Raw genomic sequence first — 14,851 nt, 5'->3', positions numbered from 1 at the left:
ACCGTCCGGAACGCCCGACAGACACGCTGAAGGGAGTGGCCACCAACGGTCGGCCATGACCAGCGTGAAATCGGTGCGGATCGATCGCGAGCCTTCGGCCGACGGCCTCGGACGGGGCGCCTTTCTGTTCAGTGACGCGTACTCGGTGTTCGACTGGGGCGAGATGCCCGACGCCATCCCCGGGAAGGGCGCGAGTCTGTGTACGATGGGCGCGTCCAACTTCGAACACCTCGAACACGAGGGCGTGCCCACGCACTATCTCGGTGTCGGGCCCGACGCCGTCCCGCTCGCGGACGCCCTCGACGCGGGGAGGGCTCCGACCGAGATGGCCCTCCAGATCGCACGCGTGCCGGACCTGCCGTTCGCGGACGGCAGCTACGACTATTCGGCGTTCCACGACGCGGCGGGCGAACAGTTCGTCGTGCCCCTGGAGATCGTCTTCCGGCGGACGGTGCCACCGGGATCGAGTCTGCGCTCGCGGACCGACCCCGCCGATCACGGCCTCGACGTCGCGAACTGGCCCGACGAGACCGTCGTGTTGCCCGAGCCAGTCGTGGAGTTCTCGACGAAGTACGAAGAACAGGACCGGTATCTCGACCGGTCGGAGGCCGACCGCATCGCCGGGCCCGCGTCGATCGACGTCCTCGAACAGCGCGCCCGCGAGGTCGAAGCCGTCGTGACCGACCAGGCCGAGCAGGCGGGCTGGACCCACGCCGACGGCAAGATCGAGTGTGTGTACAGCGGGGGCGACGTGCTCGTCGCGGACGTCGCGGGCACGTTCGACGAGAACCGATTCCTGGCCGACGGCGTCCAGCTCTCCAAGGAGTTCCTCCGCCAGCACTACCGTCGGACTCAGCCCGCGTGGGTCGAGGCGGTCAAAACGGCCAAAGACGAGGCCGCCGAACGGGGCGTCGCGGACTGGCGCTCGCTGTGTGACGTCGATCCCGACCCGCTCCCGGCCGACCTGCGCGACCTGGCGAGCGATCTGTATCGGGGTGGGGCGAACGCCTACTGCGACCGGTCGATATTCGACGCGCCACCGATCGAGGGGACGATCGACACCATCGCGGAGCTGTAGCGCGACCGGGGCCCGACTACAGCGCGAACGGGACGAGCAACACGCCCATACAACTCGCCCGTCGCGCGCCGAAGCGCACCGGAACCAGCCCGATCAGCGTGCTCGCCGCGAAGACGGCGATCCCGATCGGCCCGGCGAACACGACCGAGAGCACGACGAGCAGGCCCAACACGCCGACCGACAGCCAGGTCGGATCGATCCGCCCGACCGCCGCAAGGTAGCGATCACCGACGACGAGGACCAACAGTGCGCCCGCGACGGCCGCGATGGCGACGGCCGCGAGCCAGATCGGGATCGACTGGGGTGCGCCGATCCGCTTGACGGCGACGAGAATGCCCGTGCGGGCGTCGCTCAGGGCGTACAACGCGAAGATCGCGAAGATCGCATTGGAGGTGTTGACCGCGCTGGCCGCGACGACGAACGCGCGCTCGCCACCCCGGTCCGAGGTGTCGAGCGCGAGTAGCGCGAACGTCGCGGCGATCGCACTCGACACGCCGGGAATGTAGCCGACGACCGCGCCCGCGAGCGCACCGACGCCCGCGGCCCGGCCGACCGCACGGCGGGACTGGGCGACGACGGCGTCGGCCTGTGGCGGAATGCCCGCACTCCCGATGGCGTCGATCAACACGGGCGCGCCGAACAGCCCCGCGAACAGCGGCGCGAACATGCTGCCCGCGGGCAAGAGGCCGTCGGCGGTCAGCCCGAGCGCGACGAGGTCGCCCGCCGCGCCGACGTCGAGGACGGCCACCCCGAGTGCGCCCGACGCGGCGATGGTGAGTGCCGCGCCGATCCGCGCCCGGCGCGTGGTTTCGAGCCAGATCAGCGAGGCGATGATGAGCCCGAAGATCACCGGGAGCACCTCGGCAATCGTCCCCCAGGCCAGCACCATCGCCGCGGTCAGCGGGACGGCGACGACGAGCGCGACCGGCAGCGCGGTCGCCGATCCGATCGCCGAGAGGCGCAGCGCTTCCCGCCCCCGGCCCTGGAGGACGAGTCGATGGCCGGGGAGGGCGGTCGCGGCCATCGCGGGGTCGGGCACGCCCAGCGCGAGCGACGGGACGATATCCAGAAAGGTGTGGACGATGCCCGTCGCGAGCACCGCGACGGCGACCGCGAGCGGCGGCGCGGGCACCGCGGGCGCGATGCCCGCGAGGATGAGTGCGACGTTGTTCGCGTGGAGGCCGGGCGTGAGTCCCGTGAGCGTCCCGCAAGCGACGCCCACGCCGATCGCTGCGAGCACGAGGGCGGTCGTCTCCGGCGCGAGAAGTACGCGAACGCCCGGCACCGTCATGGCTGTGGGTCGCCAGTCCGCGACACGCGCGGCTGGTCGATCGATCGGTGCGATCGACGGCACTGTCCCTCTGATCTATCCAGCACGGAAAAGGTCCGCGTGATTAGCCGAACAGGTCACCGAGGCCTTCACCGCTGGCCTCTTCGTCCTCGTCGTCCTCGTCGGCGGCTTCCTCTTCGTCGGCTTCCTCGTCGTCGCCGTCATCGGCGTCGCCCTCGTCGGCGGCGGGCGCGGCCGCGCCACCGGTCGTGGCGGGCACGGCGGCTTCCTCGACGGCCTCGTCGATGTCGACGTCTTCCAGCGCCGCGATGAGCGCCTTCACGCGCGATTCGGTCACGTCGACGCCGGCCGCTTCGAGGACCGCCGTGACGTTGTCTTCGTTGATCTCTTCGCCCGATTCGTTCAGGATGAGTGCTGCGTAAACGTATTCCATTGTGTGTCTCCGATGGTGTCAGAACATTTCGCCGAGCGCTGCGCCAGCGTCGCCGTCGTCGTCCTCGGAGGCGTCGTCGTCCTCCGTGGCATCTGCCTCGTCGGCAGTCTCGTCGGCGTCGCCGTCGGATTGCTCGTCGGTCGATGCGTCTGTGTCGGCAGTCTCAGCGGCGAGTTCCTCGGGGAGCGCCTCCTCGTCGTCGATCGACGCGGCGAGCGCCCGCAGGTCGCTGTCGGCCGCCGCGAGCAGGTCGTCGACGGCGTCCGGGGCCGCGATGGCCCCCTCGAGGACGACCGCACTCGCGTCGGCGTCCGCGCTCGCGAGCAGCGATGCGGCGGTCGCCGGCGTCGCGATGGCGGCCTCGCTCGCCAGCGCACGGGCCTCGCCCGCTGCGCCCGCGAGATCCGAGCGGTATTCGTCGATGTCGAGTTCGAGTTCCTCGGGTTCGAACAGGACGCCGTCAGCGACGAGCGCCGAGAGGTCCAGGCCGACTTCCTTGGGTTCGATGCCCAACTCGCCCAGCACGTTCGCCAGGTCTGCCGTGACGGCCTCGCCGGCTTCGAGGACGGTCGAGTCTTCGAGCACCTGGATCGAGCCTTCCTGGATGCGCGCGTTCGCGCCCACACTCTGGAGTTCGCCCACGAACGGCCCGGGATCGATCCCGGTGTCACCCTCGGGGATGACGATGTCGTTGGGCGCGACCTCGCCCGCGTTGATCGGGGCGGAGGTCTTCGAGGCTTCGAGTTGCTGGTAGAGCGCGAAGGGGTTCTCGTCGGTCGCGATGACGCCGACGTGGCCCGTGAGGTGCTCGACGAGCACTTCGGCGCCTTCGTCGTGGCTCTCCAGGGCCCGGTCGAGCAGGCTGTTCCGGCTCACACGGATCTCTGCGATACCGTGGAGTTCGCGGCGCATCTCCTGGAGCTGTCGGCTCGGGATCGCGGTCAGATCGACGATGCCGAGGTTCTCGTAGCTGTCGAGCAGCGCTTCGAGGTCGTCGATCTCCTCGCGCTTCCACTCGGGAATCGTCTCGGTCTTTCGTTCGGCGCTCATCTCAGACCACCTCCACAGCGGGCCCCATCGTGGTCTTCACGTACACTGCGTCCAGGTTCTGAGGGCCCTTTTCGAGGTCGGCCTGGAGGCGCCGGAGGATCACGTCGACGTTGTCTGCGATCTCCTCGGCGGCCATGTCTTCGGCGCCCACGCGCGTGTGGAACGTGCGTCGGTCACCGCTGCGCAACTGCACGGAGTTGCGCAGGCGTTCGATCACTTCGACCACGTCGTCGTCCGGTGCGACCGGGTCGGGCATCTTGCCGCGTGGCCCGAGGACCGTCCCCAGGTAGCGACCGATGTCCTGCATGAGCGACTCTTCTGCGAGGAAGAAGTCGATCCGGTCGGCGAGATCTTTCGCGTCGCCGTCGTCGTCACCGAGCGATTCGAGGTCGTCGCTGTCGAGGACCTCGTCGGCGGCCTCCTCGGCCAGGAGGGCGGTCTCGCCCTCCGCGAAGACGGCGATCGCGGTTTCCTGTCCCGTTCCCTGGGGCAGGACGATGCTCTCGTCGATACGGTTCGACGGGTCGTCCAGGTCGATGTCGCGGAGATTCACCGCGAGGTCGACCGTTTCTCTGAAGTTTCGGTCTGGGGCGCTGTCGAGCGCCGCTGAGACTGCGTTCTCGATATCCTGATCTGCCATCGTTCACCTCCGTAGTACGCCGTACGGCTGCTACGGGTCGGTGACACAGACTGGCTGTGTCTCCACCGAAAAGAACGGGATCGGGAACTTAAAGCCGTCGAACGCCGTCAGGCTGCGAGTTCGTCGTCGAACTCGCCGGCGTCGATCTGTGCGGCGACCTCGCGTGGGTCGGTCCCCTCGATGGTGACGCCCAGCGTGACACAGGTCCCGACGACCTCTTTGGAGGCGGCGGGCAGGTCGTAGGAGAGCAGGTCGGGGAGTTTCTGCTCTGCGATCTGGGCGACCTCTTCGATCGAGAGGTCGGCGACGAACTCTTCCTGGGGGACGCCCGACCCGGTGTCGAAGCCGGCCTTGTCTTTGATCAGTTCGGCGGTCGGCGGGACACCGACGTCGATCGAAAACGCGCCGTCCTCCTCGTACTCGACGGTGACGGGCACTTCGGTGCCGTCGAACGCGGCGGTCTGGTCGTTGATCTCTCCGACGACGGCCTGCACGTCGACGGGTGTCGGGCCGAGTTCCGGTCCGAGCGGCGGGCCAGGCGTGGCCTCCCCGCCCGCGACCAGCACTTCGATGGTCTCAGACATACAATAGGGATCCGTCGGCGCGGGTTTAAGATTGCTGTTTCCCGGTCAGGCGACGGTCACGCCGCTCCGGGAGAGAAATCGGCTGGCAGCCTTGATCTCTGAGGGGCTGCCGATGATCCGGACGCTGTCCGCCTCGCTCCGGATCGTGAGCGTAAAGCGCGTGTCGAGTTCCTCGCGAAGCCCCTCGATCGCCGTGGCGGGCAGGCGGATCTGGGTGCTGTCCCGAAGGCTGGCTGCCTCCATACCCGCGCTTGTGGACTCCCCTCAAAGAAGCCGTCGATTGCGGTCCGGGACGGGGGTTGGGTGGGTCGGGGTGGGGTGATGGGCGGTCTTCGCGAGTGCGAACGTCGAACATGGTTCAAACAAGGAGACCGCCTCCCCATCCATCAACCACCAATCGATAAGTCTTCTCGATAACGCTTCAAGTGAGGGGGACGACCCCTGCGCGATACTCAAAACCCATACCGCTTGTGCGCCTCGTCGATCGGGACGATTTCGAGGACTCGAACCTCACCCGCGTCCTCCAGGACGGTGTAGATCGCGGTGTAGCTCCGGGAGATGTGCAATCGAAACCGGTCGCGACGGCCATCGATCGGGAGTTTCTCTTTGTCACCCTGGCCGCGACCCGGATAGGGGTTTTCCGTCAGAAACGACAGTTTTTCCGTACAAATCCGCTCGGTCTTTTCGTCGGCGGCATCGAGAAAGGCGCTGGCGTCGTCGCCGAGGAGGACATCGTATTCAGACATCGTCGAGCGCCGTCAACTCGTCACTGTCAGCGTCTTCGAGGTCTTGAAACCGCTGTTCGAGGTCTTCTCGTCGTCGCTGTTGAGCCAACTCCTGGAGTAGATCGTCGTACGTCTGCCCTGGCTCCTTGAGGTCGTGAAGCTCTTTCCGGGTTTCCTCGGTGACGGGGATCCGCTTGTCGGCTGACATTGCTACCAGAACGTACAGCACTGACAGTCTTAACAGTTTGGCCAGGCCGACGCGGATTCGTTTTCAAAATCCACGCGTTCGCTGCGCTTACGCTCGGCTCGTCCATTCTCGCTCCCTCGTAAAACTCGGTCGCTCCGATGGACTCACCGGGACTGAGCGAAGCCGAAGGCTTCGCGAAGGTCGGCGAGGGAACGACTGAGCGAACGCAGTGAGCCGAGTGGACTCGCCGGGATTTGAACCGGAGGCCTGCGGCTCGCTCCGCTCGCCGCTCCGGCTGATGCTCGGGCTGTGATGGTGGTTGTCTACAGGAGCAAACCACCATGACGGACCAACTCGACCCGATTGCACCGGACCGCGCTGTAGAGATGTACCTGACCAGCCGCGAAAACGAGCTGTCCAAGAATAGCCTACAGAACTACAAGTACGACCTCGCGGCGTTTACCGACTGGTGCCAACAGGAAGGCATCGACAACATGAACGACGTGACCGGGCGCACAGTGATAAACTTCCGGATGGACCGCGCCGAGGAAGTTAAGCAGGTGACCCTCCGGGGCAACCTCTGGAATCTAAAGAAGTTCCTCCGGTTCTGCAAGAAGATTGACGCAGTCCGTGCGGGACTCAACGAGAAGGTCGCCGTGCCCGAGGTGTCCACCGCCGACGAGGTGAACGAGACGTACATCACCTCCGAGGAAGCAGACGCTATGCTGGAGTACCTGAACAAGTACGAGTATGCCTCATTTCGACACGCGGTGTTCTACACCCTCTGGCACACTGGCATGCGGAGTGGCTCACTCCGGTCACTCGACCTCGGAGACTTCGACCCGGACCGGAACACGCTCATGCTCCGACACCGCCCTGAGACAGGCACGCCGCTCAAGAACAAAGCAAACGGTGAACGTGACGTCTACATCAAGGACGACCTCTGCGACGTCCTGAGCGACTTCGTAGACATGCACAGGTCTGGCTGCCTTGACGACTACGGGCGCGAGCCACTGTTTTCAACGGGAAGCGGCCGGCCGGCGAAAACCACGCTTCAGCGGAACATCTACACAGTCACTTGACCGTGCCACTTCGGTGCCCAGTGTCCACATGACCGGTCACCGGACACCTGCGAAGCTGGCGATTACAACACGGCAAGCAAGTGCCCATCCTCGGTGTCCCCTCATGCACTGCGGAAGGGTGCGATAACCCACATGCTCAACCTCGGGAAGCCGAAGGACGTCGCCTCGGAGCGGATGAACGTGAGCCGTGAGGTACTCGACGCCCACTACGACCGACGGAACAAGGCCGAACAGATGGACACCCGTCGGCGGTACCTCGAAGACCTGTAAAGTCCATCCATTCTGTCGGTTTTCTGATGTAGTGACCGGTCACCAGAGATTCAGAGAACAGTGACCAACGCTTCGACGGTAAATTGTCCAGACAGCCGCTGAATCCCGAAGTCTGCTGCTAGCACGAGATGCTCTCAGAGGCCACAGAATCGCTCGTGGCTGGCTTCTTACTTACCAATAGGTGATTGGTCATCTTCCACTTAAAACCGCATCACAAGCCTGTCCGTGGCTCTGATAGAAAGCGGGGCTGTGAGTACGGGTTTGAGTGCTTTGTCCCCGACTGTAATGCCTGTTCTCTGGCCTGCTATCTGCTGCTGTGCCGTCTTTGATACTCCTACGGTTCACCGTACTGGTTAGTATGGTCTTGTGTCTACGGGTACCTTCCCGATGTTACTCGTACGCTCATCCTCGTACTGTGTTATGGTACTATACTACTGTACTGTAGTGGTGGTCACCCAGACACCAAATGCATCTGATACATGTTGTGGGCAAGAGTTGAAGTAGTATGTACCACAAACACCTCCATCTGTCACCGAGTCGTTGGTTTTATCACCCCATGGAACTATCTTTTCTACCACAATGCCAAATCACCCAGTTCCCAAAGCGAGTCTCGACACGCTACAGGAGATTATCGAGGGATACTACGAAGCCGCCGACACTGATGAATTGGTAGAGGACGAGGATGTGGAGGAAGAGATAGAGTCAAGTTCGGACGTCATTAGAAGGCAGAAGAAGTTTTTCGCAGATGTTGGGCTTCTTTCTAAGGAGGGCCACGACTATCGACTTCTACAAGCAGGGAACAACATAGGCCGTGCACTCGCATTTGACCGAGAGGGCGAAGCGGCTGAGGGGCTCAGGGATTTGCTTGATGAGTGGGAGGTGACTGAGGAACTCATTAACGATATCGGCTCAGGTGAGCTGGTCAAAGATGAAGTTATAGATTCGCTTGCATTTATCACTGAGACAGACCCATCAACTCCTCGGAAAAAGACTGGACTTGCGGCCCTCGTTGACCTATTCGTTTGGACTGGTATCCTGATAGAAACAGAGGGGGGTAACTACCGAATTGCTGATACTCAGCGCCAGAGTGACTCGGTGGAAACTAAGCAAACAGAGGAAATAGCTGACGAGAAGGAAGAGAGACAAGACCAATCCCCTGAGTCAGAACCGTCTGTGGATGGTCAGGAAGAGGAGGTCCGTGTATACCCGCAAGAGGAACCATCTGCGAGTAAAATATTGAAGGAGGGACAATTCTCAATCAATTTAGACTTATCCGGAGATGAAGGTCCTGAAAACGTAAAGAAACTAATAATAGCTGTTCGGGAGGGTCTGGAGGCTGAAGTTCCCGAGCCTCAAACGCCCTCTGAAAATGGGGAATCGGAGGGACACCGGACGCTCACCAGTTACGAAGACAGATGAATGAGGATTACTATCTACACTCCCGAGCGGTAAAACCTGAGCCACTAATCGAGGTCGTCATTGGCCTTGCAACTTCGCCTCGGCCGTTGGACACCGAAGACATTGCTGAGATTATCGATATGAGCGAGGCGTACACAGCGGCCGTTATTCAACTTGGACTCGAACTCGGTCTTCTTGTCGAGAATGATGGGTCGTTTAGCGCATCTCCCGACGTGGAAGAAGAAGCCCGAAAGATGAGTCCAGAACAAGGGTTTGTCCTCTTGAACCGATACGCACAGCGATATAGTCCATTTATGACGTTTTTATCCTTTCTCGACAAGGGATTTGATGCAGAGCGGTCAGCTCAGTCTGTGAAAACGCTTTATGAGATGGACACGTCTGTTGACGTCATTAAGAAGCAGTTTTTGAGCATCGGTGAAGAGTCGGACCTTCTTGAGGACGACGAGGACTTAGTTCCGACAATCGAGGTCGAGACTCTTCCGACTGATTATGTTAAGGACCTCCAAGATGCCCTCCTGTCAGAGGCGAAAGCCCGCTTGTTCGTCCACAAAAAATTAGGTGGCGACGTAATTGCGTACGCAGAAGAAGAGAGTGTGGAGAAGTTCCAAGAGGCGCTCCTATCATACGAAGAATCTCCGGATAGCGCCATTGTGGATGCCGTCGTTGCGGCAGAAAACATAACGCGTGAATTAGCGACAGAAGAAGGAGACTCTGATTCAGACTACACTCGTGCAAATGGCATTGGGAGCTTAGCAAACATGATGCGCGGAGACGGACTAATCTTAAAACGTCATCTACACGGTGCCAATTATCTGGGGGCTATGCGTATTCCGGGAGCCCACGGGAAAGAATCTGAAACCTTAGAATCGTGGCAGGTAGATTCTGAGGTCGCCCTTGAGGTCATCCTCTCATCAATATCGTTTGTCCGGAGCATTTACTACTGTGTCAAAGAGCACCGCCAAATTCTCTAAGATGAGCCGTGTCAAGATAACGCGACGAGCTATCTTCTATTCCCAGATTGGCGAGACTGATTTATTAAATGGGATTCAGACAGGCCGTAGAGATGGGACAATAATCTTACAGGACATCGATGAGGTGGAGGCATCGAACATTGCCTACGAACTGACCCAAATGCATGAACACCCTGATGGTGTCTTTCGGTTGGCGGAATCCCATCCATCCGACCTCGATTATGTTGACTACTATATTAAATATAGAAATCCAACGGCACCATGACGCCTACCGCGCGGATGAAATCTGCAAAAAATATTTTGACCGAGTTGCGTTACCGTAGCAATGGCCGAATCAATTGATGTTCTAATCCCATTCTCTCGTCCTCCGGCCGTCTTCCCGCTGTATTCTTCAATTGCTACAGCGAACTGGGTACCCGAATCTCTATATGTCGGCTACAACGAATCAATTGTGACGACCACCATACGGCTCGGACCCGGGAGAGGCGACCTCTCCCATTGGAGCCGGCAAGACGCACGGACTGACCGCTCAAACTCTCGGGAACGGGCATAAAGGAGGTGTCGGATGCCGACGCCGTGTGTCGATTGCTGATGCGGCGTCAGCCGAATGGACTCGCCGGGACTGAGCAAAATCTTCGATTTTGCGAAGGTCGGCGAGGGAACGAGGCGAACGAAGTGAGCCGAGTGGACTCGCCGGGATTTGAACCCGGGGCCTTCCCCGTGCCAGGGGGATGATCTACCACTGATCTACGAGCCCGCACTCGATTTCAACCGACGGCCCCGGATAAACCCATCGAACCCGCGCTCACCCACGGACGTCGACGACGACGTCACGGGCGGTAACGTGCAGATAGTGCAGGAACTGCGGGCCGGTCTCGATCGGATAGGAGATGCGCCCGCGCGAGGCGGCCTCGTCGACGCGCGAACTCGACCCGGGCCCGTCCGTGACGGTGAGGTTCGCACTCCCGTTGAGCAGGCCGAAGTAGTGGTTCACGACGAACGCGGCGCGTTCTTTGTCACCACGGTCGTACTGGCCGCGATCCACGTCGTGGGCCTCGAAGGAGGTCGTCGGCCCCGTAATGTAGGTGTCCGTGATCTCGTCACCGAAGATCCACTTGTTGCCCGCGGAACTCGTACCGGGGATGTTCTCGATGTTCTCGTAATAGAGGTCCTCGTCGGCCAGCGCGTTCAGCGTGAGCGTGCGCGACGAACAGTCGATCGAGAGGTCCTCGTGGGTGTCGGGGTCGATCGCTTTGGTGTGCCACTCCTCGTGGGTCGTCGCGTTCTGATAGAAGACGGTCATGTAGAGGTCGCCCTCGTAGTTTCCGTGCTTGCATTTCCCGGGGCTGGTCGATTGGAAGTGAATTTCGAACTTTTCGGAGCCGTTGTGGACGTACATCCCCCAGTGGAGGTTGGCGTAATCACCGTCGGGCTGGAGCTGTACCGTGTACTCGTCCAGGGGGTGTTCGTTCGAGAGGCCGTCCATTCGAATCTCGCCGCCCTCCAGGGGCATCTCGAAGTCACCCACTGGTCGGGACGGCGTCTCCATGGTCACGGAGACCAGATTCTTCGCGGGCGTGCGCGTGACGGTCCCGCCGGTCGACGACCGGAAGTACTCGGCCCAGGCGTCGTCGAACCGGCTCTGGACGGTGACGGTGAGCGTGCCGTTGTACAGCGGATTGGCGTAGGAGCCGTCGGTCGCGTCGTAGGGCGCACCGACTTCGTCACCAGCGGTCGGGCCGGTCTCGTTGGGGAACACCTGCCGTTCGCTGGTCTTCTCGAAGGCGACCGCCGACGACGACTGGAGGGGCCCCTCGTCGACGCTCAACATCGGGACGCTCATCGTCGCGTCGCGATATTCGAGGGCGGGTTTGGCGACCATGTGACTCGTACCGTCGGATTCGAGCCGCCAGAGCCCACCCGCCTGGTAGGCGAGTGTGGTCTCACCGCGCTCGTAGACGACCTCGCCCAGCGACTCGTTGGCCACCACTTCGGTCGCGCCCGACCCGCTGTAGTCGTGGTGGGTCACCCGGATCCAGCCACGCTCGGGTGCGACGCGCATCTCCTCGGTCGACGCGCCGTCGAAACTCCCCCGGGGCTGGCCCGACGCCGCCTCACCGATCTGGGTCTGGAGGGACTGCATTTCGCGGATCGCCTGCTGGTCGGCGGATTGATCGCGGGACTCGGTGATCGCGGCGGCACCGACGGCGGCGACGATCGTCGCACTGACCATCATCAACGCGAACAACGCGACGATCCCGAGCACCGAGGCCTGTCCCCGCACAGACCAAGCCCGACGACACGGATTCATCGATAAAGTATAGACGTCCTACGGGGATAAACAAAATTGATAATATCGGAGGTATAGCTCTACGAATCTGGGTTTGAAACCTTGATACGGCCATTTCCTATATTATTGGGTTCGATAATGGGGGGTGTTCAGCCTGCCGTTTGCTCTCGCCGCCCGGCGAAATGACCGACCTGGCGATCGGACGGTATGACGGGCCTACCCGATCGGACGGGATCGTCGAGCGCTGGCGCGCCCGAACGGAAGGGATAAAGAGGCCGGGCCGCCGAGACCGACTGGGAACGGCACGACCGCAACTCCGACCTGCCGTCCGATTGGGCGGCTTGGGATTGCGGGCGTGTACCATTCAGGTAGACGCGGTTGTGCGGTTCCAATCAGACTATGGCACGAATGCATACCCGCCGTCGGGGCTCGTCCGGATCGGACCGTCCCGCGGCAGAGACCCCACCGGAGTGGAGTGACGTCGACGCCAACGCCGTCGAAGAGCGCGTCGTCGAACTGGCCGAGCAGGGCCACGCGCCCAGCGAGATCGGCGTGATCTTGCGCGACGAGGGCGTCCAGGGCGTTCCCGTCCCGGACGTTTCGCTCGTCTGTGAGAAGTCGGTGACCGATATTCTGGCGGACAACGACGCCGCGCCCGAGGTTCCCGAGGACCTGTACAACCTGATGGCCAAGGCCGTCCGGTTGAACGACCACCTTCGGGAGAACGGTACCGACCACCAGAACAAGCGCGCTCGACAGAACGTCGAGTCGAAGATCCGCCGACTGGTGAACTACTACCGGGGCGACGAACTCGACGCCGAGTTCACCTACACCGTCGACAAAGCCCGCGAGATCGTCGAGTAGCGCATGTCTACGACGGGTCGATCCACGGAGTCGCCGGCGGCCGACGATCTGGCCGCCTCGATCGACAGCGCCGCGTTCGTCCGGATCGTCGCGGCCCCGACCGGCGATGCGGTCGCCGCCGCGGGCCTGCTCGGACGGGCGTGTCGCGAGCGTGCGATCGGCCTCCAGGTCAGTGTCGCCCCGCGTGACGACCGTGCGACCGAGGCGGACCTGACGCTCGCGGTCGGCTGTCGCCGTGCGGACCGCGCGATCGGCCTCGACGGACCGGCCTCGCCGGTCGCCGCGCGCGTCGCTCGCGCGCTCGATTCGACGCCGGACGCCGCGCTCGCGGCGGTCGGACCGCGTCTGGCGGGCGAGGGTGGCGACGATCCCAGTCCGGGTATCGCCGGCCCGACCGGCGATCCCGTCGACGATCTGGCCCACTCGACGCTGCTCCGTGGCCCCTGGTCGGGCGATCCGGGTGCGGTCGAAACCCGGTGTGCGGACCTCGCGATCGATCCGGCGACCGCCGACGCCGATGCAATCTGTCGACTCGCGGGGGCCGCGGCGATCGAGGCGGTCGACGACCGCCCGCCCGCAGCGGGTGCGGCCGTCACCGCCGCGATCGGAACGACCGACGCCGGCCCGTTCGCCTCGATCGGCGGTCTCGCCGACGTGCTCGATGTGCTCGCCCAGGAACGCCCTGGTGGGGCGACGACGCTCGCGCTCGGGGGACGGGTCCCCGACGCGATCGAGGAGTGGCGCGAGCACGCCACGCGCGCCCATCGCGCCCTCGACGACGCGACGACCGGCCGATACGACGGCCTGAGCGTGCGCCGCCTCGATGCGAGCGCGCCGGTCGGGACCGTCGCCCGTCTCGCCGTCCGCTACGAAACGCGCGAACCGCTCGTGCTCGTGATCGCCGACGATCGCGTTGCGATCGCGAGTCGGTCTGCGGAGATCGACGCGGGCCGGTGTCTCGGGCGGGCAAGCGATTCGACCGACGTGATCGGCAACGGGACCCGAGCGATCGGCCTGACCGACGCCGACGCCGACGCCGCCGATCTGATCGCGAGCGTCCGGGAGGTGGCCGCGTGACCGACCGTCGCGTCACCGTCCGGACCGACCACGGCGACGGCGATCGAGCGCAGACGATCGCGCGATCGCTCCGGCCCGACGGCACGGCGGCGATGGACACCCGCACCGACGGAGCGACCGTCCAGACGACGATCGACCGCCCGACGACCGGTGGCCTGCGGACGACCCTCGACGACTATCTCGTCGGACTCCAGGTGGCAGTACAGTGTACGACCGACGCCAACGACAATCATGAGTGACCGATCAGTCTCCAAGCAGTCTCAAGAGAAGAACTGGTACACCGTGCTCGCACCCGAAGCGTTCGGGCGCGACGAGCTCGGAGAAACACCCGCCGAAGAAGCCGAACAGGTGATCGGCCGGACGATCGAGACCACGCTGGGTGACCTGCGTGGCAACGCCGGCGACAACGACACCAAACTGACCTTCAAGGTCAACGACGTGGGCAGCGACTCCGCGTACACCGAGTTCGTCAAACACGAACTCACGCGCGACTACGTCCGCAGTCTGGTCCGCCGTGGCTCCTCGAAGGTCGCCGCGTACGTGACCGTGCTCACGACCGACGACTATCGTCTCCAGATCCAGCCCGTCGCCTTCACGACGAAAAAGGCCGACGCGAGCCAGGAACAGGCGATCCGCCGGACCATGATCGACATGGTCGAGCAGAGTGCCGAAGACCACGACTTCGAGGAAATCATCGACAGCGTCGTCGAGGGCCGGCTCTCCTCTGCGATCTACGGCGAGGCCAAGACCATCTACCCGCTCCGCCGGGTCGAGGTCCAGAAGGCCACGCTCGAAGCCCGGCCCGCGGAAGTCGCCGCCGAAGAAGAGACCAGCGTCGACGTCGAGTAACGCTTTCGTCGCGATCTGTTTTCGATCAGTCCACCCGGCAA

The 14,851-nt window shown here is 63.0% G+C and carries 18 protein-coding genes and 1 tRNA gene; 9 read left to right on the top strand and 10 right to left on the bottom strand.

Going from position 1 to position 14,851, the window contains the following annotated elements; genetic code table 11:
• Positions 1 to 55 precede the first annotated feature (55 nt).
• Positions 56 to 1,078: a phosphoribosylaminoimidazolesuccinocarboxamide synthase gene (locus tag HARCEL1_RS08855; RefSeq protein ID WP_108382533.1), complete on the top strand. Its 1,023-nt coding sequence runs from the start codon at positions 56 to 58 to the stop codon at positions 1,076 to 1,078.
• A 16-nt stretch (positions 1,079 to 1,094) separates the two neighbouring features.
• Here HARCEL1_RS08855 and HARCEL1_RS08850 read toward each other — a convergent pair whose 3' ends face one another.
• The 8 genes from HARCEL1_RS08850 to HARCEL1_RS08815 all read right to left on the bottom strand — a co-directional run bounded on the left by HARCEL1_RS08850 (position 1,095) and on the right by HARCEL1_RS08815 (position 6,009).
• On the bottom strand, positions 1,095 to 2,369 hold the full coding sequence (locus HARCEL1_RS08850; RefSeq protein ID WP_108384184.1) for a tripartite tricarboxylate transporter permease: 1,275 nt from the start codon (positions 2,367 to 2,369) through the stop codon (positions 1,095 to 1,097).
• Positions 2,370 to 2,472: 103 nt separating this feature from the next.
• The gene (gene rpl12p / locus HARCEL1_RS08845) at positions 2,473 to 2,802 is read right to left on the bottom strand and encodes a 50S ribosomal protein P1 (protein ID WP_108382530.1); all 330 of its coding nucleotides are present in this window, start codon (positions 2,800 to 2,802) and stop codon (positions 2,473 to 2,475) included.
• Between the two features lie 18 nt (positions 2,803 to 2,820).
• On the bottom strand, positions 2,821 to 3,852 hold the full coding sequence (locus tag HARCEL1_RS08840; RefSeq protein ID WP_108382528.1) for a 50S ribosomal protein L10: 1,032 nt from the start codon (positions 3,850 to 3,852) through the stop codon (positions 2,821 to 2,823).
• A gap of 1 nt (position 3,853) precedes the next feature.
• Complete coding sequence (locus tag HARCEL1_RS08835; protein WP_108382526.1) at positions 3,854 to 4,492, bottom strand: 50S ribosomal protein L1; 639 nt, start codon at positions 4,490 to 4,492, stop codon at positions 3,854 to 3,856.
• Positions 4,493 to 4,599: 107 nt separating this feature from the next.
• The gene (locus HARCEL1_RS08830) at positions 4,600 to 5,076 is read right to left on the bottom strand and encodes a 50S ribosomal protein L11 (RefSeq protein ID WP_108382523.1); all 477 of its coding nucleotides are present in this window, start codon (positions 5,074 to 5,076) and stop codon (positions 4,600 to 4,602) included.
• A gap of 45 nt (positions 5,077 to 5,121) precedes the next feature.
• Positions 5,122 to 5,319: a VNG_1110C family protein gene (locus tag HARCEL1_RS08825; RefSeq protein WP_108382521.1), complete on the bottom strand. Its 198-nt coding sequence runs from the start codon at positions 5,317 to 5,319 to the stop codon at positions 5,122 to 5,124.
• Between the two features lie 209 nt (positions 5,320 to 5,528).
• Positions 5,529 to 5,822 (bottom strand): type II toxin-antitoxin system RelE family toxin, encoded by a 294-nt coding sequence (locus HARCEL1_RS08820; protein ID WP_108382519.1) that lies wholly within the window; start codon positions 5,820 to 5,822, stop codon positions 5,529 to 5,531.
• Positions 5,815 to 6,009, bottom strand: coding sequence for a hypothetical protein (locus tag HARCEL1_RS08815; RefSeq protein WP_108382517.1), 195 nt, complete (start codon positions 6,007 to 6,009; stop codon positions 5,815 to 5,817). Before HARCEL1_RS08815 ends, HARCEL1_RS08820 begins: the two co-directional genes overlap by 8 nt.
• 320 nt (positions 6,010 to 6,329) lie before the next feature.
• On the opposite strand from HARCEL1_RS08815, the gene HARCEL1_RS08810 reads away from it, so the two are divergent.
• The 4 genes from HARCEL1_RS08810 (at position 6,330) to HARCEL1_RS08800 (ending at position 9,730) form a co-directional block, all read left to right on the top strand.
• On the top strand, positions 6,330 to 7,070 hold the full coding sequence (locus HARCEL1_RS08810; protein WP_108382514.1) for a tyrosine-type recombinase/integrase: 741 nt from the start codon (positions 6,330 to 6,332) through the stop codon (positions 7,068 to 7,070).
• Between the two features lie 132 nt (positions 7,071 to 7,202).
• On the top strand, positions 7,203 to 7,340 hold the full coding sequence (locus HARCEL1_RS13365; protein WP_159077076.1) for a hypothetical protein: 138 nt from the start codon (positions 7,203 to 7,205) through the stop codon (positions 7,338 to 7,340).
• A 579-nt stretch (positions 7,341 to 7,919) separates the two neighbouring features.
• Positions 7,920 to 8,759: a hypothetical protein gene (locus HARCEL1_RS08805; protein WP_108382512.1), complete on the top strand. Its 840-nt coding sequence runs from the start codon at positions 7,920 to 7,922 to the stop codon at positions 8,757 to 8,759.
• Positions 8,756 to 9,730 carry a hypothetical protein gene (locus HARCEL1_RS08800; RefSeq protein WP_159077075.1) on the top strand — a complete coding sequence of 325 codons (975 nt, stop codon included), beginning with the start codon at positions 8,756 to 8,758 and terminating at the stop codon, positions 9,728 to 9,730. The genes HARCEL1_RS08805 and HARCEL1_RS08800 overlap by 4 nt, the downstream gene beginning before the upstream one ends.
• 685 nt (positions 9,731 to 10,415) lie before the next feature.
• On the opposite strand, the gene HARCEL1_RS08795 is transcribed toward HARCEL1_RS08800, so the two are convergent.
• Together HARCEL1_RS08795 and HARCEL1_RS08790 are read right to left on the bottom strand one after the other, a co-directional pair.
• Positions 10,416 to 10,487 (bottom strand) — tRNA-Ala (locus HARCEL1_RS08795).
• Positions 10,488 to 10,535: 48 nt separating this feature from the next.
• Complete coding sequence (locus HARCEL1_RS08790) at positions 10,536 to 12,014, bottom strand: DUF7289 family protein (RefSeq protein ID WP_108382507.1); 1,479 nt, start codon at positions 12,012 to 12,014, stop codon at positions 10,536 to 10,538.
• Between the two features lie 405 nt (positions 12,015 to 12,419).
• On the opposite strand from HARCEL1_RS08790, the gene HARCEL1_RS08785 reads away from it, so the two are divergent.
• The 4 genes from HARCEL1_RS08785 to HARCEL1_RS08770 are packed head-to-tail and all read left to right on the top strand — an operon-like array spanning position 12,420 to position 14,810.
• The gene (locus HARCEL1_RS08785; protein WP_108382504.1) at positions 12,420 to 12,884 is read left to right on the top strand and encodes a 30S ribosomal protein S15; all 465 of its coding nucleotides are present in this window, start codon (positions 12,420 to 12,422) and stop codon (positions 12,882 to 12,884) included.
• 3 nt (positions 12,885 to 12,887) lie between these two features.
• A complete protein-coding gene (locus HARCEL1_RS08780; protein WP_108382501.1) occupies positions 12,888 to 13,961 on the top strand; it encodes a hypothetical protein in 1,074 nt (357 codons plus the stop codon).
• Entirely contained in the window at positions 13,958 to 14,200 is a 243-nt protein-coding gene (locus tag HARCEL1_RS08775; RefSeq protein WP_108382499.1) for a KEOPS complex subunit Pcc1, read from the top strand. Before HARCEL1_RS08780 ends, HARCEL1_RS08775 begins: the two co-directional genes overlap by 4 nt.
• Positions 14,193 to 14,810, top strand: coding sequence for a 30S ribosomal protein S3ae (locus tag HARCEL1_RS08770; protein WP_108382496.1), 618 nt, complete (start codon positions 14,193 to 14,195; stop codon positions 14,808 to 14,810). Before HARCEL1_RS08775 ends, HARCEL1_RS08770 begins: the two co-directional genes overlap by 8 nt.
• The last annotated feature ends 41 nt before the right edge of the window (positions 14,811 to 14,851 follow it).

This window comes from Halococcoides cellulosivorans (assembly GCF_003058365.1).
Classification (GTDB): Archaea; Halobacteriota; Halobacteria; order Halobacteriales; family Haloarculaceae; genus Halococcoides; species Halococcoides cellulosivorans.
This window is presented reverse-complemented; position numbering and strand designations above follow the sequence as displayed.

Excerpts from the sequence above, each read along its gene's own strand:
- HARCEL1_RS08855 (WP_108382533.1), top strand. The coding sequence starts at position 56 with ATGACCAGCGTGAAATCGGTGCGGATCGATCGCGAGCCTTCGGCCGAC.
- HARCEL1_RS08850 (WP_108384184.1), bottom strand. The coding sequence starts at position 2,369 with ATGACGGTGCCGGGCGTTCGCGTACTTCTCGCGCCGGAGACGACCGCC.
- rpl12p (WP_108382530.1), bottom strand. The coding sequence starts at position 2,802 with ATGGAATACGTTTACGCAGCACTCATCCTGAACGAATCGGGCGAAGAG.
- HARCEL1_RS08840 (WP_108382528.1), bottom strand. The coding sequence starts at position 3,852 with ATGAGCGCCGAACGAAAGACCGAGACGATTCCCGAGTGGAAGCGCGAG.
- HARCEL1_RS08835 (WP_108382526.1), bottom strand. The coding sequence starts at position 4,492 with ATGGCAGATCAGGATATCGAGAACGCAGTCTCAGCGGCGCTCGACAGC.
- HARCEL1_RS08830 (WP_108382523.1), bottom strand. The coding sequence starts at position 5,076 with ATGTCTGAGACCATCGAAGTGCTGGTCGCGGGCGGGGAGGCCACGCCT.
- HARCEL1_RS08825 (WP_108382521.1), bottom strand. The coding sequence starts at position 5,319 with ATGGAGGCAGCCAGCCTTCGGGACAGCACCCAGATCCGCCTGCCCGCC.
- HARCEL1_RS08820 (WP_108382519.1), bottom strand. The coding sequence starts at position 5,822 with ATGTCTGAATACGATGTCCTCCTCGGCGACGACGCCAGCGCCTTTCTC.
- HARCEL1_RS08815 (WP_108382517.1), bottom strand. The coding sequence starts at position 6,009 with ATGTCAGCCGACAAGCGGATCCCCGTCACCGAGGAAACCCGGAAAGAG.
- HARCEL1_RS08810 (WP_108382514.1), top strand. The coding sequence starts at position 6,330 with ATGACGGACCAACTCGACCCGATTGCACCGGACCGCGCTGTAGAGATG.
- HARCEL1_RS13365 (WP_159077076.1), top strand. The coding sequence starts at position 7,203 with ATGCTCAACCTCGGGAAGCCGAAGGACGTCGCCTCGGAGCGGATGAAC.
- HARCEL1_RS08805 (WP_108382512.1), top strand. The coding sequence starts at position 7,920 with ATGCCAAATCACCCAGTTCCCAAAGCGAGTCTCGACACGCTACAGGAG.
- HARCEL1_RS08800 (WP_159077075.1), top strand. The coding sequence starts at position 8,756 with ATGAATGAGGATTACTATCTACACTCCCGAGCGGTAAAACCTGAGCCA.
- HARCEL1_RS08785 (WP_108382504.1), top strand. The coding sequence starts at position 12,420 with ATGGCACGAATGCATACCCGCCGTCGGGGCTCGTCCGGATCGGACCGT.
- HARCEL1_RS08780 (WP_108382501.1), top strand. The coding sequence starts at position 12,888 with ATGTCTACGACGGGTCGATCCACGGAGTCGCCGGCGGCCGACGATCTG.
- HARCEL1_RS08770 (WP_108382496.1), top strand. The coding sequence starts at position 14,193 with ATGAGTGACCGATCAGTCTCCAAGCAGTCTCAAGAGAAGAACTGGTAC.